The following is an 18751-nucleotide window of genomic DNA, read 5'->3' as shown; positions in this document are numbered from 1 at the left end:
GCTGTTCAATCCACCGGCATGCCGTTACGCCGACGAAGCTCTCGAATCAACGCGCTGTGGTCCAGTTCGCCGTCGCCATGGCTCAGCATGTCGCCGAACAGCGCATCAGCCTGAAGACTCACCGGCAGATCCAGTTCCAATCGGGTCATTTCCGCCATGGCGGTCTGGGTATCCTTGTACTGCCATTTCGCGGCGCCGCCCGGCGCAAAGTCTCCCTCGAGCATGCGTTGACCGTGCATCTTCAGAATCGTCGAATCGGCGAAGCCACCCATCAGGGCCATTCGCACCTGCGCGGGATCGGCGCCCCCGCGCTCCACCAGTAGCAGCGCTTCGGCCACGGTGGCGATGGTATTGGCCACGATCAACTGGTTAGCGAGTTTGGCCAGTTGGCCGCTTCCGGCGGGACCGACATGCGTGGGGCGGCCGAGATTTGTCAGCAGGGCCTGGCAGCTGTCGAACACCGTTGGCTCGCCGCCGGCCATGATCGCCAGCGTGCCTTCGATGGCGCCGCGTTCGCCGCCGGAGACCGGCGCGTCCAGATAGCCGATTCCATGACGAGACGCGATGGCGGCCTGATGTCGGGCGGTATCTACCGGAATCGAGCTCATCACGATCAGTTGGCTGCCGGGCTGCATCGTGGAGATGACGCCGGTTTCGCCCAGCAGAATGTCGTCACATACCGGCCCGGCGCTCAACATGATGATGACCACATCGGCGCCTTGAGCGGCGGCGATGGGAGAATCCACCGCCTCCACGCCCGCTTGCTGCAGGGGAATCATTTTGTCGGGTGTGCGATTCCAGGCCCGAACGTGATGGCCCGCTCTGGCCAGACGGCTGGCCATGGGCGCTCCCATGATGCCAATACCGATGAATCCGACGGTGCGGGGTGCCTGTTCTGCATGGCTAGCGTGCACGGGACGAGAATCATTCATGGAAAGCTTCATGAGCGAGGTGGATATCGCATGTGGTTACTGAGCGCTCATTCGATCGGACGTGGCAGAATCCGGCCGGGCGACATCAAATATCGCGGATCCAGCAGACGCTTGAGGCCTCGCATGATGTCGTATTCGGGTTCCGGCAGCGTGTCTAGAAAGGCCGTCTGCTTGAACCGCCCGATGCCGTGTTCGGCGCTGATACTGCCATCGAAGTCGGCAACGATCTCGAACAGGCGTTCTTCCAGTTCATGCAGTAGCGTCGTGCGTTCCTCTGCCTCGAGCCCAGGCGGTGGCAGAATATTGAAGTGAAGATTGCCATCGCCGATGTGCCCATAGGCGATGATCGTCGCCTGTGGGCTTAGCGCCTGAATTTCGTTGGACGCACGTTCATGGAACGCGCTCAGCGACGAAATGGGTAGCGAGACGTCGGTGCGCAAATGTTCACCGCGATTGCGCTGGCCCTCCAGCATCGCCTCGCGAATGTGCCAAAGGTTTCGAGCCTGAGTGTCGCTGCTGGCGAGCACGCCGTCGGTCAGCACGCCGGCCTCGAATCCGCGCTCGAACAGATTCTCGATCATGGCGTCGAGGTCGACCGGTCCGCTAGCGGCAGCCTCCATCAGCACGTAGACCGGAGAGGGCGCCTCGAGCGGATCCCGCAGATCGGGTGACGCTTCCATGGCGAGTTCGAGACAGGTGCGCGGCACCAGTTCAAAGGCGGTCAGCAGATCGCAGCAACTGCGACGCGCCAACGCATATAGGCTCAGCACGGCATCGATGTCCGGACACGCGAGCAGGGCGGTGCGGCTGACCTGGGGTCGAGGAAAGAGCTTGAGCACTGCGCCGGTGACGATACCGAGCGTGCCTTCCGCACCGATGAAAAGCTGCTTCAGGTCGTAGCCGGCATTGTTCTTGTGTAGTGCTTTCATGCCGTTGTAGATACGCCCGTCCGGCAGCACCACTTCGAGCCCCAGTACCAGTTGTCGCATCATGCCGTAGCGCAGCACGTTGAGGCCGCCGGCATTGGTCGAGACATTGCCGCCGATCTGACAGCTGCCTTGCGCGCCGAGCGAGAGTGGAAAGTCGCAGTCGGCCGCTTCGGCGGCCTCCTTGATCGACTGCAGTACGCAGCCGCCGTCGACGCTCATGGAGAAGTTGATGGGATCGATCTGGCGCACCGACGCCATCCGCTCGAGACTGACGACCAGCTCCGGATAGTCGGCATCGGGCAGCGCCCCTCCCACGAGCCCGCTGTGTCCGCCCTGCGGCACCAACGGGATGTCGTGGCGATGACAGTAACTCACGACATCGGCCACCTGACGAGTCGTCGCCGGCCGGGCTACCGCCAGCGGCTCGGCGCCGCGGTAGCCCGGCCAGTCGACGCGGTAGCGCTCCATGTCGTCGCTATGGGTCAGCAGTCCGCCCTTGCCCAGCAGTGCCGCCAGGTCGTCGAGCAACACTTCACGCGTGGTCATGAATTACCTCTCGATACGTTATCAAAAGGAGCATGATCGAACCCAATGGCATCATTGAAATGCTCTCCTCTCAGCGATACCACAGCACGACCTGAGGGAAGAGCAGGAACAGTGCCAACAGCGCGATCAGCGTGAAATAGAATGGCAGCAGGCTCTTGACCAGGCTCTCCATGCCGACCTTGCCGACGCCGCAGCCGACGTAGAGTACGGTTCCCACGGGTGGTGTGATCAAGCCGATTCCGAGCACGAACGACATCAGTACGCCGAAATAGACCGGATCGACTCCCAGCTTGACGACTACCGGCGTCATCAGCGGGGCCAGGATGACCATCGCCGGGGTTAGATCCATGAAAAACCCGACCACCAGCAGGAATCCAGTGAGTATCAGCAGCAGCAGGAACTGGTTCTCGGTGATAGCCGAAAGGGTGACCACCAGCTGCTGCGGAATCATGTTGGCCGTCAGTAGCCAGGCCAACACGCTGGCGAAAGCCAGCAGCAGCATGACGACACCGGTGAGTTTGCCGGTAGCAATGCAGAGCTCGAAAAACCGCTTAAGGGTCAGACTGCGATAGATGAAAAACGACACAGCGAATGCATAGACAAGCGCGATCGCCGCGCTTTCGGTCGGCGTGAACACACCCGACAGGATGCCGCCGACGATGATCACAGGCAGCAACAGCGCCAGCAGTGCTTCCTTCAATGCCGCAAACAGCTCAGGCATCGAGAATGGCTGGCCGCGACCGTTCTTGCGCGACTGCACATAGGTGGTCGCCGCCAGACCCAGCGTGATCAGAATGCCGGGCACGATACCCGCCATGAACAGCTGCGAGATCGAGGTGTTGGTGACTACGCCGAACAGAATCATCGGGATCGATGGCGGGATGATGATACCGACTACCGATGCCGCGACCACGATCGCGGTCGCCAGCGGCGCACTGTAGCGATGTTGCTTCATCGGCTCGATCATCATGCTGCCAACGGCGGAGGCATCGGCTACGGCGGAACCGCTAATGCCACCGAAGAACATCGAGGTCAATACCGCCACCTGTCCCAGACCGCCGGCGACGAATCCGACCATGGCACTGGCGAGGCGAACCAGCCGTGTAGCGATGCCCCCGGCGCTCATGACCTCCCCGACCAGAATGAACAGCGGGATCGCCAGCAGCGGAAAAGAGTCCAGACCGTTGACGGCCTGCGAGACGATCGGCGATAGCGCGTAACCGGATTCGAAAAAGATAAACAGGCTGATGGCCGCCAGCCCAAACGAGATCGGCATGCCAATGATGATGCAGATGGCCAGCCCTATCAGAATGCTCCACAGGATCATGGCGTCTTGCTCCGAAACAGGCCAACGAGGGCGATGGTGTTGGCGATCATGGTCAGGATTGCCATCACCGGCATGGCGCTATAGAGAAAAGTCTGCGGAATGCCCAGCATCGGCGTAGCGCTGGTATAGCCGGAGATCACATCCTTGAAGCCCAGCAGAATACAGGCACAGACGATGTAGATGATCGTGATGCTCAGCAGCACGGCAGCCTTGCGCAGCCCGGCAGGGGCCTTGTCGCGAAAGAAGGTGACCGCCACATGTTCGTTGCCGAGGCTGCCGACGCCGGCACCCAACAGCACCAGCCAGATGAACAATACCCGGGAGAGTTCCTCGGCCCAGGTATAGGAATAGTTGAGAACGAAGCGGCCAAAGACGTTGGCCGTGACGCAAAAAACGACGCCCAGCACGAGCAATCCGGCGGCGATTTCCAGCGTTTGACGCAGCCAGCCCAGGAGACCCCGGGTAGCGGGGGTGTCGGCACTCATCATGACCTCCGTAATCACTCAAGGTTCGCCGCCCGCGCCCATGCGCTGGCGGCGAAGCGACACTTACTTCGAGTCGACCTTCGACTCGGCACGGATACGGTCGATCAAGTCGCCGCCGATCTTTTCACGCCAGTCGTCGTAGACCGGTGCCAGATCCTTCTGGAAGACGGCGACCTGTTCCGGCGTCAGCTCGGTGATCTTCATACCGTCGTCTTTCAGCTCCTGCTTGATCTGATCGTTCATGACGCGACTGACATGACGCTCGTAGTCACCCATCTGCTTGGCAGCATCCCGCAGCAGCTGCTGGTAGCTTTCCGGCAGCCGATCCCAGAAGCGCTCGGACACCAGCGTGATGAACGGCGTGTAGACGTGATTCGTCTCGGTGGCGTACTGCTGCACTTCATTGAACTTCGAAGATTCGATGGTGATCCACGGGTTCTCCTGGCCATCGACGACACCCTGCTCCAGTGCCGTAAACAGCTCGGCGAATGACATCGGTGTCGGGTTCGCGCCCAGAGTGCGCCAGATATCCAGATGGATCGGATTCTGCATGGTACGAACTTTCAGACCGTCGAGATCAGAGGGCGAGGTTACCGCGGTCTTGCTGTTGGTCAGCTGGCGATAGCCGTTCTCTGACCAGCCGATGGCGACCAGGCCTTTCGTCGAGGCGTCCTTGAGCATCTGTTGACCGATATCCCCATCCAGCACCTTGTCGGCGATCTCGGGTTTCGGGAACAGGAACGGCAGGTCGAACACGGCGAATTGCGGAAACATGCTGACCATGGGCGAGGTGGACGGCGACGTCATTTCCAGCGTCCCAGCCTGAAGCGCGCTGACCGACTGTAGATCGTCGCCGAGTTGGGCGCTGTGGAACATCTGCACCTGGATATGGTCGTCGCTGCGCTGCTCGACGATCTTCTTGAAGTACTCCAGACCACGATATTGCGCGCTGGATTGCGTCAACCCGATGTTGAACTTGAGGCTGTAGTCGTTGCCATCTCCCTTGACGACATCACCGGTGACTTCCGGGAATGCCGGCATGTCGGAGGCTGCCACGGCCGACAGGCTGGTCAAACTCAGCACGGCGGCCGTCATCAGCGTTGTCAGCGAGGCGCGAGCGCGGGGGCGCTTGGCAAGATGGGAGGGTATGATTGTTGTCATCTTCAACTCCAGAACGTGAGTGACGTAAATAGCGTGAGTGGCATGCGACACGGCGCCGCCAGATTTCGGCGGCGTCCGAATGCTCGGGATGGCGGCGTCAGGCTTGCCAAGGTCTGACGCCAAGGGCTGGTTTTCAACACCTCGCGCAAGGCGATTTTCAAGTGCTAGCGCCAGTCAGGGAGCTAATACCAGGCCAAGAGCTAGCACCAGGCCAAGAGCTAGCACCAGGCACTAGCTCCAAGCACTACCGCCGGGAAACTGGTGGGCGCTCAACGAGTCCGCCTTCATGGTGACACCGTAGCCGGGAGCTTCCGGCACGACGTAGTGTCCTCGGCGAATCTGTACCGGGTCGACGAAGTGCTCATGCAGGTGGTCGACGTACTCGAGCAGCCTGCCTTCCAGCGAGCCGGACACGGCGATGAAGTCGAACATCGAGATATGCTGGGTGTATTCGCACAGACCGACGCCACCACCGTGGGGGCAAACCGGGATGTCATATTTGGCGGCCAGCAGCAGTACGATGATCACCTCGTTGAGTCCGCCCAGACGAGCGGCGTCGAGCTGACAGAAATCGATCGCGTCGGCCTGAAACAGCTGCTTGAACATGACCCGGTTATGACAGTGCTCTCCGGTGGCGACGCCAATCGGGGCCAGGCGATGACGAATCTCGGCATGGCCCAGGATATCGTCTGGACTGGTCGGTTCCTCGATCCAATGCGGACGGAACTCGGCCAGACGTCTCATATTGGTGATCGCCTCATCGACGTCCCACATCTGATTGGCGTCCATCATCAGCAGGCGTTCCTCGCCGATCTCTTCACGCAGAATGCGGGCACGGCGGCGGTCTTCTTCGATGTCGCCACCGACTTTCTGCTTGAAATGTTCCCAACCGTCGGCGATGGCCTCGCGACAGAGTGCGCGCATCTTCTCTTCGGAATAGCCGAGCCAGCCTGCGGACGTGGTGTACGCGGGGTAGCCGTGCTCGCGCATGGTCGCTTCTCGATCAGCCTTGCCCGCTTCACGACCCTTGAGCAGGCCGATGGCTTCCTCCGGGGTCAACGCATCGGTGACGAAGCGGAAGTCGAGGCAGCGCACCAGTTCTTCGGGGCTCATGTCGGCGAGCAGCTTCCACACCGGCTTGCCCTCGCGCTTGGCCCACAGGTCCCAGATCGCATTGATCATTGCCGCGCAGGCCAGGTGGATTACCCCTTTTTCCGGGCCCAGCCAGCGTAGTTGACTATCGCCGCTGGTCAGCTCACGCCAGTAAGCGCCCATGTCGGCGGTAATATCCGATAGCGAGCGTCCTTCGAGGCGGGAAGCCAGAGATTCGACGGCCGCCACGCAGATCTCGTTGCCTCGGCCGATGGTGAAGGTCAGGCCATGGCCAGTAAGGTCATCTTCGGCATCGGTATGCAGGATGACGTAGGTGGCCGAATAGTCCGGTGCAGCGTTCATCGCGTCCGAGCCATCCAGCTCGCGGGAGGTCGGAAAACGGATGTCTTGAACCTCGACCCGCTGAATCTTGGGCATGCTGAAATAATTCCTTGAATAACCACAATCGAATTGTCGAAAACAGAACGGTGCATTGGTTGCTTCGACGATGAAAATACGACTGGTATTTTATGGCTGGTTTTTTCGAGTTTCGGGACCAATGCGTCGATTTATCGTCGGCTATCTGCATCTGTTTTCTGATGTTTCAGTAGCGTAATTGGCGGTATAGTCCGGTGGCTAATCTTTTTTTATGCTACCCCGATAACCGGGGGTTATTGTTTTAGACCAAAGGTTTATACGAATGGCTTCGATGTCCGACGATAGTCGTATTCACATCAAGGGCTGGTTGCGCATCAAGCATCTGGTGCTGCTTGTCACGCTGGACGAAAGTCGTAATCTCCATGCGACGTCGCGTCACATGAACATGAGCCAGCCAGCGGCTAGCAAGATGCTGAAGGATATCGAGACGTTCTTCGGCATGACGCTGTTTTACCGGTTGCCTCGAAGTATGGAGATCACCGATTCGGGTCGCCTGTTGGTGCGCTATGCCCGCAGTATCCTCAATGACACTGACCGCCTGATCGATGACCTGGTGTCGATGCGAGAAGGGGGGTACGGCAAGTTAGTCATCGGCGCGGTGCCGGGCGCGGCGCCGCTGCTGCTGCCCAAGGCGATCAACACGATCAAGTCCCGGCGTCCGCAGCTGGCGGTCAGTCTGTTCGAGAATTCCAGCGACCGGCTGCTGGCGGATCTGGAGTACAAGCGCCTGGATGTCATGATCGGCCGTGTAACGGAGCACGCTCAGCACCATCTGTTCGACTTTCTTCCGCTGCAGGCGGAACCGGTCTCGATCGTGGTGAGGGCGGGGCATCCGCTTTGCGAGCGCCCACCCGGCCTGGGCGAGGTCGTGCGCTGGCCCTGGGTGTTGCACCCCATGAGCAGCCCGATGCGAGGGCTGTTCGAAGTGGCTTTGGCCGAAGCTGGAATATCGACGCCACGCAACGTGGTGGAAACCACTTCGACGCAGACGACGTTACAACTGGTCAGCTCGTCGGATGCCATCGCCTTGTTGCCGACATCAGTCCTCAAGACGGCCGTCTCGGCCGGCAAGTTCACGGCGCTGCCGCTGGTGATCGGCGAGCCGCTGGGCTACTACGGCGTGTTAACCCGCAAGGGAGAGGAAATTTCCGACGTGGTCGGCGAGTTCATCGATACGTTGCTGATGCGCGACGGCGTATGAAAGGCGATCACCGTCGCCGCTATCCTCGAGGAATCGGCAGCGGTGATCGTGATGCAGAGGGCCCCGGATGTTACCTCAACGCTGGTTGAGATGGGCGAGCAAGGCGCGAATGCCGAAGGTCCAGGGCGGCAGGCGATCGCTGCGATCGACCACGTTGCTCAGCGCACCCAGCTTGGAGGTGGCAATGGTCACGTGGTCGCCAAGATGATGGGTGAAGCCCTGACCTTCCCCGTCGCGGTCCTGAATCGGTGAGAACATGGTGCCGAGAAACAGCATGAAACCATCCGGATACTGGTGGTGCGCGCCATAGGTCTGTGCCACTAGGTCCAGCGGATCGCGACTGATTTCGCGCATGTCGCTCTTTCCCTCCAGCACGAAGTCGTCGTCCGTTCCCTCGATGCGCAACGATACCTGCGCGCTGCGCACGTCATCGATGTCGAAGTGCTCATCGAACAGTCGGATGAACGGGCCGATCGAGCAGGAGGCGTTGTTGTCCTTGGCCTTGCCCAGCAACAGGGCGCTGCGACCCTCGACATCGCGTAGATTGACGTCGTTGCCCAGCGTGGCACCTCGCACGCGTCCCTCGGCATCCACGGCCAGCACGATCTCTGGCTCCGGGTTGTTCCACTCCGAGGCAGGGTGTAACCCGACGCGAGCACCATGACCGACGGCCGATAGCGGTTGCGCCTTGGAGAACACCTCGGCGTCGGGGCCGATACCCACTTCCATGTACTGCGACCAGCCGCCCCGCGCCTGAAGTTCAGCCTTGAGCGCCATCGCCTCATCCGAACCCGGCTTGATCCGCGATAGATCGCCGCCAATCAGCGACTGAATCTCCTGACGCAACTCGGCAGCGCGCTTGAGGTCGCCACCGGCCTGCTCCTCGATCACCCGTTCGAGCAGGCTGACCGCAAAGGTCACGCCGCAGGCCTTGATCGCCTGGACATCGCACGGTGCCAGCAAGTAGGGCGCCTGCGGTGTATCGCTAATACTGTTGGCAAGCACTTCGTCCAGCGTGCCAATCTTGTTGCCCTGCGCCTCGCGAATCAGAAAGGCCGCGTCATCACGTTCCAGCAGATCGGCCATGGTCGAGACGTGGTCGGAAAGATCGACCAGCTCGTCACCGCGTACTGCTACCACGGCAGGGCCGGCACGCCCCTTGCCGCCGCCGGTGAGCCAGGCCCTGCCGACCAGCAGCGCTCGTTCGGCATCATCGGGAAGGCAGTGATTGTGGATAGTTGGGGCCATGGAAAAGCGAACTCCTCGGGAAATGAAAAGGGTGGCTGAATGGTCAGCCGAACGGGGTCGTGCCTGCCAGAGATGAGTCTGCCACGGCGTCCCGCATGGCATCGATCACATCCGTCGGCAAAGAAATACCGTTAGCGAGAGCGTCCTGGCGTCGGGCCATGCCGGACTGACCGGGCATGCGTACCGGCTTGTCGGGATCGCGCGGACGGCTGGCGAGGCAGCGTTTGGCCACATGATCGGTTTCGTCGAGAAACGCTTCGGTGCCGCCGAAGCGGGCCGGATCGATCACCATGACCATCACCGAGGCACCCCAGCCCTCGGGCGAGTCCTTGCGGCCGAAGCCTGACAGCGCCGAGGTCAAGGCCTCGACCATCAACCCCAGCGCGAAGCCCTTGTGACCGAACGCCAGTTCGCCCAGCGGTAGGATACTGCCCTCGGGGGAGGCGAAATAATCCTCGGGGTCATCGCTGACCTCGCCATGGCCGGTCAGGATCGCGGGATGGTCCAGTTTATCGCCGGCAGCGCGAGTCTTGCCTACAGTGCCATTGGTGATGGTCGACATGCTGACATCAATCAGCAGCGGCTGCTCGCGCCCGGGGATGCCGATGGCCAGGGGATTGGGCGTATAAACACGGTCCAGGCCGCCGTAGGGCGCCACCGAAGCGACCGCTGGATCCGAGGTCAGGATCAGCGGAATCAGATTGGCCTCGACCAGCGGCTGCAGGTAGGCCGCCAGGCAGGCGATGTGATGCGAGCGCTTGAGACTGACCATGCCGATGCCGAAGGCGCTGGCGGCTTCGCGGCAATGATCCAGCGCGCGTTGAACGAGATAGGGGCCCAGCAGATAGTGGCCATCGAACAGCGCCGCGACCGGGCTGTTCTGGTGAATCTCGAGCCGCTCGTGATCTCCGCAGGCATGGCCCGCCTTGAGATCCTTGAGGTAGCCATTGGCCAATTTCACTCCGTGGGTGTGATGTCCGAGCAGATCCCCCTCGACCAGAATGCGTGCGGTGGTTTCCGCAACCTCGGGGCTCGCGCCGTTTTCCGCGAACAGAGTGGTTAGCGTAGAGCGCAGGTTGGCGGCGTCATAACGTGTCATGAAGACCTCGGCTTGCGATAGTTTTTGCGATCGTTTTCGGGAGAAGATTGCGATGGACGGCGCCAGTGGCGGAACAGCCGGATCAGCGACGGCAGTACCCAGATCAGAATGACCAGTGCGCCCAGCGCGGCACTGATGGGACGCTCGAAGAAGGCCAGCATGTCGCCATTGGATTTCAGCATCGAACTCATGAAGCTGTTTTCCAGCGTACTGCCGAGTACCAGTCCGAGAATGGCAGGTGCCATGGGGAAGTCGTTGCGTGCCAGCACGAACGCTACCATCCCGATGATCAGCATGATCCAGATATCGGTGATCGAATTGTTGATGGCGAAGGCGCCGACGATGCAGAAACTCAGGATCAACGGCATCAGCATCTTGCGTGGAGTCAGAATGAAGACCTTCGAGGCCCGAATGGCGAGATAGCCGATGGGCAGCATGATCAGGTTGGCGACGAAGAACACCGTGAACAGGGCGTAGACCTGACCGCCGCCATTCATGAAGATCGTCGGGCCGGGATTCATGCCCTTCATGTAAAGCACGCCGATCACGATGGCGGTGATGGTATCCCCGGGGATGCCGAATACCAGTGCCGGGACCCAGGCCCCGCTGATACCGGAGTTGTTGGCGGAGCTGGCATCGACGATACCCTCGATATGGCCGGTACCGTACTTCTCTTTCTCCTTGGAGCGACTCTTGCCCATCGCGTAAGCGATCCAGGCTGCGATATCTGCACCGGCACCTGGCAAGGCGCCAATCAAAGTGCCCAATGAGCTGCCGCGCAGAATGTTGCGCCAGTAGGTCCTGATATGCTTCGGCGCCATGGAGAAGACGCTATCCTTGGTCATCACCGGAACGTGGCGTGCTTCCGTCCGCGAGCCGTAGAACATCATGATCTCATTGAGCGCGAACATGCCGATCATTACCGGAATGAAGTTGACCCCGGCCATCAGATCGGGCACGCCGAAGGTGAAGCGCGGCGCGCCGCTCATCATGTCGAGACCGACCGTTGACAGCAGCAGGCCCACCGTCAGCGAAAGGAACGCTTTGACCCTTGAGCCGATGGCAATGAAGATCGAGCTGCTCAGGCCGAGCAGCGCGAGCCAGAAGTATTCGAACGAGCTGAAGTTGAGCGCCATCTCCGCCAGCGAAGGCGAGACGAAAACCAGTACCAGCGTACCGAACAGGCCACCGATGACCGAGCAGACCAGGTTGGTGCCCAGTGTTTCCCGAGCTCGGCCCTTCTGGGCGAGCCGGTAGGATTCTCCGACATAGGCCGCCGAAGCTGGCGTGCCGGGAATATTGAGATAGGTTCCGGGAATGTCACCGGCAAAGATCGCCATCGCCGACGTCGCGACGATAGCGGCAATGGCCGGGGTCGCATCCATATAGAACGTGATCGGCACCAGCAGCGCCACCGCCATGGTGGCGGTCAAGCCAGGAATGGCACCGACGAACAGCCCGAATACGGACGCCGCGACGATGACCAGCATCGTCTGGGCGTTGAACACCATTGCCAGGCCTTGTAGAAAAGCGTCCATGAGCGATCACCAGGCTAAGGTAAGATTTGAGAGAGCAGGGTGCCTTCCGGCAGCGGGATCAGCAGGTAGCGGGAGAACAGCAGATAGATCGCCGCTGCGATAACGATCGATACGATCAGAGAAAGCCACAGCTTGGCGCCACGCACCTGCATCAGGAGCAGCATGCTCAATGCCATGCATAGAGGAGCGCCCAGGAACTCGCTGGTCAGGATATAGAACACGATCAGCGCGCAGGGCAGCAGCGAGATCAACAGGCTGCGATAGTCATAGCTCGTCGTCTGGGAACGGGGACCGGCAAACGCGCTCCTGAGCCGACCGACCCGAGTCAACGCCAGCACCAGTCCGCCGATCACCATTCCCCCGCCGATCAGTGAGGGGAACAGTGAAGGCCCGAACTGCAGGGCAGGCATCGTTGGATAGGTCCGGGCGACGGCGATGACCACGCCGCCGCCGATCACGAACGCCAGTCCGAGCAGGAAGTCTCTCATGAAGTCGTCTCCCGGTCGGGTCGTCGGATCACTTGGCCAGGCCTACCTGCTCGACGATCTTGCCGAAGCGTTCATCCTGTTCGGCCATAAACTTGCCGAAATCGTCCGCACCGCGCCACTCCGTGCCAAACCCCTGCTTGGACATGAAGCTCTGGTAGGTGTCGCTGTTGTAGGCAGCTTCGACCGCTTTCTCGAGCGTATCGACGACGGCCGGGTCCATACCCTTCGGGCCGGCGATACCTCGCCATTCACCGATGGTGTAGTCGCTGCCGATAGCTTCTTTCAGCGTGGGTACGTCGGGAAAGCTGTCGAGTCGCTCCGGTGCCATGATTGCCAGGCTCTTGGCTTTGCCAGCGTCGACCATCGAACGCCCTTCGGGAACCGAGCTGGGGACGATGTCGATACTGCCGGCGGCCATCTCGGTCATCGCCGGTGCAGCACCCTGGCTGGGAATCCAGGAGACGCGGTCGGCTTCCAGGCCCTGATCCAGCAGGAAACCGGCGAAAGCCAGGTGCCACACGCCCCCCTGGCCGGTGCCGGAAGCGGTATAAGTTCGAGCGGGTTCGCTTTTGACCTGATCGACGAGTGATTGGACAGAGTCGAACGGGCCATCGGCGGCAACCTGGATGCCAGCGTAGTCATAGTTGATCTGGGCGATGGGGGTGTAGTCCTTGTAGGTCAGCTGCGTCAGCCCCTGCCAGTGCATCATGTTGATCTCGCCGGTGATCAGGCCAAGGGTATAGCCATCGGGTTTGGCCATCGTCATGGCCGTATGTCCCACCACACCGCTCCCGCCGGTGCGGTTGACCACGTTGACCGTCTGACCGAGTTCCTCTTCCAGTGCCGCGGCGATGGTTCTGGCGGTGGCGTCGGTTCCGCCGCCCGCGGCCCAGGGGACGATCAGCGTGATCGGTTTTTCGGGATAGTCCGCCATTGCCGGCAGTGGCAGCAGCAACGACAGGCCCAGCAATCCTGCGAGATGAGTTCGGGTGATCGACGTCTTCATGGCGTATCTCCTGGGGAGCGATATTTTGTGTGGTTATTGACGGGCTTTTCGCTCAATGAAGCTATGGTTTATGACTATTGAATGCAATAAGCGTATTGGCTAGACATTGGTATTACTGCCGCCCACAAGGCAGAACGATCTATTTAGAGATAGCCATAAAGATCCTGTTTAGGCGTTCTATTTTGCCTTGATTTATCAACATCATTCGGCAATAAAACCGATGAGGAACAGATGTCGAGGGTTGGCCGTCGTATCTAGATTACGCTGGTTCGCGTTGAGCGTATTTGCTCCGAAAGTCTATGTTGTACTTATCTGTCATATGTTCAACATAGGCATGGCGTCGTCATGGGTGGTTGTTGCGCCGCATTCAGTGAACGCGTTCACTGAACTGGATTGCCGCTGAGGGACGTTAGCGCGGTGGTGCGAATCGGTAGTGCGAATCGTAGTTAACTCGAGGAGGTAGGTAATGCGCCTGATACAGTGTCTGAACGATGATCGACTGACCGTGGCAGTGGTCCTGAACGAGCGGGAGGTCCAGGTCGTCAATGCTGATGATGGCGTCTACGGCTTGGCCAGGCGCGCCATCGACGAAGGCAAGTCGCTGACGTCGATAGTCGAATCAGCGCTGACCGAGGCGCGCCTAGACTATGCACAGCTCATCGACGAGCGCCGCTTGCTGCCGCCGCTGACGCACCCGGACCCTGCGCACTGCCTGGTCACCGGCACCGGCCTCACGCATCTCGGTAGCGCCGATACTCGTTCGGCGATGCACGCCGCTGCTATGTCCTCGTCTGACAAGGTCGACGATAGTGAGCTGACCGATTCGATGCGCATGTTCCGCATGGGTGTCGAGGCCGGCAAGCCGCAGACGGGCGAGGTCGGACCGCAACCGGAGTGGTTCTACAAGGGGGATGGTGACTGCGTGGTGGCACCGGAAACCGATATCCCGTCCCCGTCTTTCGCTCAGGATGCCGGCGAAGAACCGGAACTGGCGGGCCTTTACGTGATCGGCAAGAGCGGGCAGCCATGGCGCGTCGGTTATGCCATCGGCAACGAGTTCTCTGATCACATCACCGAGCGTTTCAACTACCTGTGGTTGGCACATTCCAAGCTACGCGCCTGCAGTTTCGGTCCGGAGCTTTTCATTGGCGAGCTGCCGGAGAACCTGGAAGGCACCAGTCGCATCGTGCGCGATGGCGAAACGCTATGGGAAAAGCCGTTCTTGACTGGCGAGGGCAACATGGCGCACAGCCTGGCGAACCTCGAACATCACCACTTCAAGTACCGCAACTTTCGTCGGCCTGGTGACGTCCATGTGCACTTCTTCGGCACCGCCACGCTGAGCTTTGCCGACAAGATCGTCGTCGAGCCCGGCGATCGCTACGAGATCGACCTGCCGGCGCTGGGTCGGCCCTTGCGCAACGCGCTCGGCAGCGAAGCGGATTTCGGGTATTCCGCTGCGAAAACGCTGTAATGCGCCCAGCGCGAATGGATTGCTCGCGTTAGCCACCCGCGTGTTCAACTGACTTTCAGGTCAATGTCAGCAACGCGTTTCCCTGTCACCGACGACGATCCAGCGACGGCCGCATCTGCCGATCGGCGCTGGCTCGCCGACCAAGCCTGTGCCAACTCTGCGAGAGCCCCGATCATGAGTGAGCGTCCCCGCCGAACCCCCGAACAACTGCGATCGCGCTGGTGGTTCGATAACCCCGATCACGCCGGTACCACCGCGCTATGTCTCGAACGGTACATGAACTATGGCATCACGCTGGAAGAACTCTCGTCCGGCAAGCCGATCATCGGTATCGCTCAGTCCGGTTCAGATCTGACGCCCTGCAACCGCCACCACATTCAACTGGTTGAACGAGTCAAGGCGGGCATTCGCGCTGCTGGCGGCGTTCCGTTCGAATTTCCGTTACATCCGATTCACGAGAACGTGCGCCGGCCCACGGCGGCGCTGGATCGCAATCTCGCCTATCTGGGGCTGGTCGAGGTGCTTCACGGGTATCCGCTCGATGCCGTTCTCCTGACCACCGGCTGTGATAAGACCACGCCGGCTTGCCTGATGGCGGCCGCCACGGCCGATATTCCGGCAATCGTGCTTTCCGGCGGACCAATGCTAAACGGCTGGCGCGGCAAGGACCGTGTCGGTTCCGGCACTATCGTGTGGGAGCTACGCAAGCGAATGGCGACCGGCGAGATCGACTATCCCGAATTCCTGGCCCGGATCGCCGACTCGGCGCCGTCGGTGGGGCACTGCAACACCATGGGTACGGCCTCGACCATGAACTCGATGGCCGAAGTGCTGGGCATGAGCCTGCCGGGTTCGGCAATGATCCCCGCGCCCTATAAGGAGCGGCCGATGGTCGCCTATGCCACCGGGGCGCGCATCGTCGAAATGGTGTGGGAAGACCTGCGCCCCAGCCATATCCTGACCCGAGAGGCGTTTGAGAACGCCATCGTGGTGTGTTCGGCGCTGGGTGGTTCGAGCAACGCCCCGGTGCATATCAACGCGATCGCGCGCCATGCCGGAATCGAGCTGAGCAACGACGACTGGCAGCGACTCGGCCACGACATTCCGCTGCTGGCCAACGTGATGCCAGCGGGGGCCTATCTGGGCGAAGAGTTCTTCCGGGCGGGCGGCGTTCCAGCGGTGGTGCATGAGTTGCTGACGGCCGGGCGACTTCACGGCGATGCGCTGACCGTCAACGGCCGCACGCTGCACGACAACTGCTTTGGTCAGGAGACGCAGGACGAGGACGTCATCCTGCGCTACGCCAATCCGCTGGTAGCGGACGCTGGGTTCATCAACCTCAAAGGCAACCTGTTCGACTCGGCGCTGATGAAGACCAGCGTCATCTCCGCAGATTTTCGTCGCCGTTATCTCTCCAACCCCGATGACCTCGATGCGTTCGAGGGCAAGGTCGTGGTGTTCGACGGCTCCGAGGACTACCACGCACGCATCGATGACCCAGCGCTCGAGATCGACGAGAACACCATCCTGGTGATGCGTGGCGCTGGCCCGGTTGGCCACCCCGGTGGTGCCGAAGTGGTCAACATGCAACCGCCAGAAGCGTTGATCAAGCGCGGTATCGAATCGTTGCCGTGTCTGGGCGACGGACGTCAGTCGGGAACATCGGGTTCGCCGTCGATTCTCAACGCCTCGCCGGAAGCGGCAGCGGGCGGTGGTCTTGCGCTATTGGAGAGCGGCGACCGGATCCGTATCGATCTCAACCGTGGCGAGGCCAACCTGCTGGTCGATGCGGAAGAACTGGCGGCACGACGCGCCAAGCTCGAAGCCAGCGGCGGTTATCCCTATCGCGATCATCAGACGCCATGGCAGGAGATTCAGCGCTCGATGGTCGAACAGCTTGATCGCGGGATGACGTTGGCACCGGCCACCAAATATCGGGCGATTGCCTGGGATCTGCCGCGCGACAATCACTGACCTCGGCCGACGCGGGCAGCCGACAACTACCAGCGCCGAGCTTTGCCGCTCGGCGCTTTCGTTTCCGAGCGCCTCGACCAAGGTAGAGACGCTGCTGCGGATGCCTCGACCAGGATAGAGGCGCGGCTTCGGGCGCCTTAAAAAGTACCGGGATAGGCACCGCCGTCGAGCAGCACGTTCTGTCCGATCATGTAGGCGGCCTGCTGGCTGCAGAGAAAGGCGCAGACTTGACCGAACTCTTCGGGGTTGCCGAAGCGCCCGGCAGGAATGGCGTCCATACGAGATTGGGCCACCTCCTCGTGGGAGCGACCGCTCTTGCTGGCGGCCTTGTCGATGCCGCCTCTCAGGCGCTGAGTGTCGAAAGCGCCCGGCAGCAGATTGTTGAGGGTCACGTTGCGGCTGGCCAGACTCGATTGGCGAGCGGTGCCGGCAACGAACCCGGTCAGCCCGCTACGCGCGCCGTTGGACAGCCCGAGCACGTCGATCGGGGCCTTCACGGCCGAGGAGGTGATATTGACGACGCGACCGAAGCCCCGTGCTGCCATGCCATCGACGCAAGCCTGAATCAGCAGGATGGGCGTGAGCATGTTGGCCTCTACCGCCGCTAGCCAGTCCTCTCGGGTCCAGTCGCGGAAGTCTCCGGGCGGCGGCCCGCCGTTATTGTTGATCAGAATGTCGACCTGAGGGCAGGCGGCGAGCAGGGCTTTCTGGACGTGCGGGTCGCCGATATCGCCGGCGATCGGGCGTACCTCGATCGTCGCGTCCAGTTCGCGTAGCTCTGCGGCAACCGCATCGAGCGTATCCTCACGACGGGAGTTGATGACCAGATTGACGCCTTCTTTCGCCAGTGCAATCGCGCAACCTTTACCCAGACCCTGGCTGGCTGCACAGACGATGGCCCAACGGCCGCGAATACCGAAATCCATGGTGTTTTTCCTCTCGTGAGATCAATACGGGCGTCGCGGGCACGGCGTGCGAAGTCCGCAGCGAACGGGTATCCGGCGATGCGGTCAGCGGGCGAGAGCCGCCGGCACCTCGCCCAGCAAGGTTTCCGGCATTTCCATCCCCAGCGCGTCGGCGGTGCCTTCCAGCACCGCTACCGACGCGAAGAACGCTTCCCGCGGCCGCCGGGTACGAATGCACTCCATCAAGTGCCGGTGGCGCTCCAGACTCTGCTCGGGATCGCTGGCGCTGACGTTGGATGTCTGCACCAGCAGATGAATCGAGGGACGCAGAATATGCGACAGCTGGGTCCAGACGATATTGTGCGTCGCCTTGAAGATGGCGACGTGAAACGCGACGTCGTGGTCGCTGTGCAGGCGCCCCCGATTGGACGATTCCGGATTGTAGAAGTCATGGCCCATGCCTTCGAAGGCTTCTTCGATCGCCACCAGATCCCGCGCCGTGGCGCGCTTGGCTGCCGTCATCGCCACATAGGGTTCGACGTCGAGCCTGAAAGTCAGGATCTCGCGTTGGATGCCGGGATTGGGCGTGGCGAACTGAACCATCCAGTCGGTCACCTGCGGATCGAGAATATTCCACTCGGAATAGGCGCGGACTCGAGAGCCGTAGCCGGAGATACGCTCGATGATGCCGGCATCGACCAGCCGACGTAGATCGCTGCGTACTGCCGAACGGTTGAGCGAGAACTGATCGCAGAGATCGATCTCCTTGGGAACGAAATCGCCGGGCTGGTACTGCCCGGCGAAGATTTCCTTAGCCAGTGCTTCAGCGACGCTGGGGCGTTGAGGGGAACGGGGTGTTGGCGCGTCCTTCACGAAAATCGGTTCTCGGCAGTCGAAGTCGGTTAAGC

16 protein-coding genes are annotated in these 18751 nt (G+C 61.0%); 3 read left to right on the top strand and 13 right to left on the bottom strand.

Features of this window, described 5'->3' with window-relative positions; translation table 11 throughout:
- Positions 1-5: 5 nt before the first annotated feature.
- The 6 genes from DOM27_RS17745 to DOM27_RS17720 form a co-directional block, all read right to left on the bottom strand.
- Entirely contained in the window at positions 6-932 is a 927-nt protein-coding gene (locus tag DOM27_RS17745) for an NAD(P)-dependent oxidoreductase (RefSeq protein WP_110658224.1), read from the bottom strand.
- Positions 933-979: 47 nt separating this feature from the next.
- The gene (locus DOM27_RS17740) at positions 980-2407 is read right to left on the bottom strand and encodes an FAD-binding oxidoreductase (protein ID WP_110658222.1); all 1428 of its coding nucleotides are present in this window, start codon (positions 2405-2407) and stop codon (positions 980-982) included.
- Positions 2408-2477: 70 nt separating this feature from the next.
- Positions 2478-3734: a TRAP transporter large permease gene (locus DOM27_RS17735; protein ID WP_110658220.1), complete on the bottom strand. Its 1257-nt coding sequence runs from the start codon at positions 3732-3734 to the stop codon at positions 2478-2480.
- Positions 3731-4219 carry a TRAP transporter small permease gene (locus DOM27_RS17730; protein ID WP_110658218.1) on the bottom strand — a complete coding sequence of 163 codons (489 nt, stop codon included), beginning with the start codon at positions 4217-4219 and terminating at the stop codon, positions 3731-3733. The genes DOM27_RS17735 and DOM27_RS17730 overlap by 4 nt, the downstream gene beginning before the upstream one ends.
- Before the next feature lie 63 nt (positions 4220-4282).
- Positions 4283-5380 carry a TRAP transporter substrate-binding protein gene (locus tag DOM27_RS17725; protein WP_110658216.1) on the bottom strand — a complete coding sequence of 366 codons (1098 nt, stop codon included), beginning with the start codon at positions 5378-5380 and terminating at the stop codon, positions 4283-4285.
- Between the two features lie 231 nt (positions 5381-5611).
- Positions 5612-6910: an L-fuconate dehydratase gene (locus tag DOM27_RS17720; RefSeq protein WP_110658214.1), complete on the bottom strand. Its 1299-nt coding sequence runs from the start codon at positions 6908-6910 to the stop codon at positions 5612-5614.
- A 271-nt stretch (positions 6911-7181) separates the two neighbouring features.
- Between DOM27_RS17720 and DOM27_RS17715 the strand changes: the two genes are divergently transcribed.
- Positions 7182-8111, top strand: a complete 930-nt coding sequence (locus DOM27_RS17715) for a LysR substrate-binding domain-containing protein (protein WP_188113750.1) — start codon at positions 7182-7184, stop codon at positions 8109-8111.
- A 75-nt stretch (positions 8112-8186) separates the two neighbouring features.
- On the opposite strand, the gene DOM27_RS17710 is transcribed toward DOM27_RS17715, so the two are convergent.
- Genes DOM27_RS17710 through DOM27_RS17690 form a run of 5 tightly spaced genes read right to left on the bottom strand, consistent with a single transcriptional unit; the run spans position 8187 to position 13490 of the window.
- On the bottom strand, positions 8187-9359 hold the full coding sequence (locus tag DOM27_RS17710; protein ID WP_110658210.1) for a fumarylacetoacetate hydrolase family protein: 1173 nt from the start codon (positions 9357-9359) through the stop codon (positions 8187-8189).
- A 43-nt stretch (positions 9360-9402) separates the two neighbouring features.
- Positions 9403-10458 (bottom strand): Ldh family oxidoreductase, encoded by a 1056-nt coding sequence (locus tag DOM27_RS17705; protein ID WP_110658208.1) that lies wholly within the window; start codon positions 10456-10458, stop codon positions 9403-9405.
- Positions 10455-11996, bottom strand: a complete 1542-nt coding sequence (locus tag DOM27_RS17700; RefSeq protein ID WP_110658206.1) for a tripartite tricarboxylate transporter permease — start codon at positions 11994-11996, stop codon at positions 10455-10457. The genes DOM27_RS17705 and DOM27_RS17700 overlap by 4 nt, the downstream gene beginning before the upstream one ends.
- A 14-nt stretch (positions 11997-12010) precedes the next feature.
- Entirely contained in the window at positions 12011-12484 is a 474-nt protein-coding gene (locus DOM27_RS17695) for a tripartite tricarboxylate transporter TctB family protein (RefSeq protein WP_075563507.1), read from the bottom strand.
- Between the two features lie 28 nt (positions 12485-12512).
- Positions 12513-13490 carry a tripartite tricarboxylate transporter substrate binding protein gene (locus tag DOM27_RS17690; protein ID WP_110658204.1) on the bottom strand — a complete coding sequence of 326 codons (978 nt, stop codon included), beginning with the start codon at positions 13488-13490 and terminating at the stop codon, positions 12513-12515.
- A 466-nt stretch (positions 13491-13956) separates the two neighbouring features.
- Between DOM27_RS17690 and araD1 the strand changes: the two genes are divergently transcribed.
- Positions 13957-14964 (top strand): AraD1 family protein, encoded by a 1008-nt coding sequence (gene araD1 / locus DOM27_RS17685; RefSeq protein WP_110658202.1) that lies wholly within the window; start codon positions 13957-13959, stop codon positions 14962-14964.
- 174 nt (positions 14965-15138) lie between these two features.
- A complete protein-coding gene (locus DOM27_RS17680) occupies positions 15139-16938 on the top strand; it encodes an IlvD/Edd family dehydratase (protein WP_110658255.1) in 1800 nt (599 codons plus the stop codon).
- A 137-nt stretch (positions 16939-17075) separates the two neighbouring features.
- Here the strand turns inward: DOM27_RS17680 and DOM27_RS17675 are convergent, their stop codons facing one another.
- Both DOM27_RS17675 and DOM27_RS17670 read right to left on the bottom strand, forming a co-directional pair.
- Positions 17076-17864, bottom strand: coding sequence for an SDR family oxidoreductase (locus DOM27_RS17675; protein ID WP_110658201.1), 789 nt, complete (start codon positions 17862-17864; stop codon positions 17076-17078).
- 84 nt (positions 17865-17948) lie between these two features.
- Positions 17949-18716 (bottom strand): FadR/GntR family transcriptional regulator, encoded by a 768-nt coding sequence (locus DOM27_RS17670; protein WP_110658199.1) that lies wholly within the window; start codon positions 18714-18716, stop codon positions 17949-17951.
- Positions 18717-18751 lie beyond the last annotated feature (35 nt).

Origin of the sequence: Salinicola halimionae (assembly GCF_003206065.1) — a bacterium.
In the GTDB taxonomy this organism is placed as follows: Bacteria; Pseudomonadota; Gammaproteobacteria; order Pseudomonadales; family Halomonadaceae; genus Salinicola; species Salinicola halimionae.
Note: the sequence above shows the minus strand (reverse complement) of the source record. Positions and strands in the feature narration are given on the sequence as shown.

Coding starts and splice junctions, on each gene's coding strand:
- DOM27_RS17740 (WP_110658222.1), bottom strand. CDS start 2,407: ATGACCACGCGTGAAGTGTTGCTCGACGACCTGGCGGCACTGCTGGGC.
- DOM27_RS17715 (WP_188113750.1), top strand. CDS start 7,182: ATGTCCGACGATAGTCGTATTCACATCAAGGGCTGGTTGCGCATCAAG.
- DOM27_RS17675 (WP_110658201.1), bottom strand. CDS start 17,864: ATGGATTTCGGTATTCGCGGCCGTTGGGCCATCGTCTGTGCAGCCAGC.
- DOM27_RS17730 (WP_110658218.1), bottom strand. CDS start 4,219: ATGAGTGCCGACACCCCCGCTACCCGGGGTCTCCTGGGCTGGCTGCGT.
- DOM27_RS17680 (WP_110658255.1), top strand. CDS start 15,139: ATGAGTGAGCGTCCCCGCCGAACCCCCGAACAACTGCGATCGCGCTGG.
- DOM27_RS17745 (WP_110658224.1), bottom strand. CDS start 932: ATGAATGATTCTCGTCCCGTGCACGCTAGCCATGCAGAACAGGCACCC.
- DOM27_RS17705 (WP_110658208.1), bottom strand. CDS start 10,458: ATGACACGTTATGACGCCGCCAACCTGCGCTCTACGCTAACCACTCTG.
- DOM27_RS17720 (WP_110658214.1), bottom strand. CDS start 6,910: ATGCCCAAGATTCAGCGGGTCGAGGTTCAAGACATCCGTTTTCCGACC.
- DOM27_RS17710 (WP_110658210.1), bottom strand. CDS start 9,359: ATGGCCCCAACTATCCACAATCACTGCCTTCCCGATGATGCCGAACGA.
- araD1 (WP_110658202.1), top strand. CDS start 13,957: ATGCGCCTGATACAGTGTCTGAACGATGATCGACTGACCGTGGCAGTG.
- DOM27_RS17725 (WP_110658216.1), bottom strand. CDS start 5,380: ATGACAACAATCATACCCTCCCATCTTGCCAAGCGCCCCCGCGCTCGC.
- DOM27_RS17690 (WP_110658204.1), bottom strand. CDS start 13,490: ATGAAGACGTCGATCACCCGAACTCATCTCGCAGGATTGCTGGGCCTG.
- DOM27_RS17700 (WP_110658206.1), bottom strand. CDS start 11,996: ATGGACGCTTTTCTACAAGGCCTGGCAATGGTGTTCAACGCCCAGACG.
- DOM27_RS17695 (WP_075563507.1), bottom strand. CDS start 12,484: ATGAGAGACTTCCTGCTCGGACTGGCGTTCGTGATCGGCGGCGGCGTG.
- DOM27_RS17735 (WP_110658220.1), bottom strand. CDS start 3,734: ATGATCCTGTGGAGCATTCTGATAGGGCTGGCCATCTGCATCATCATT.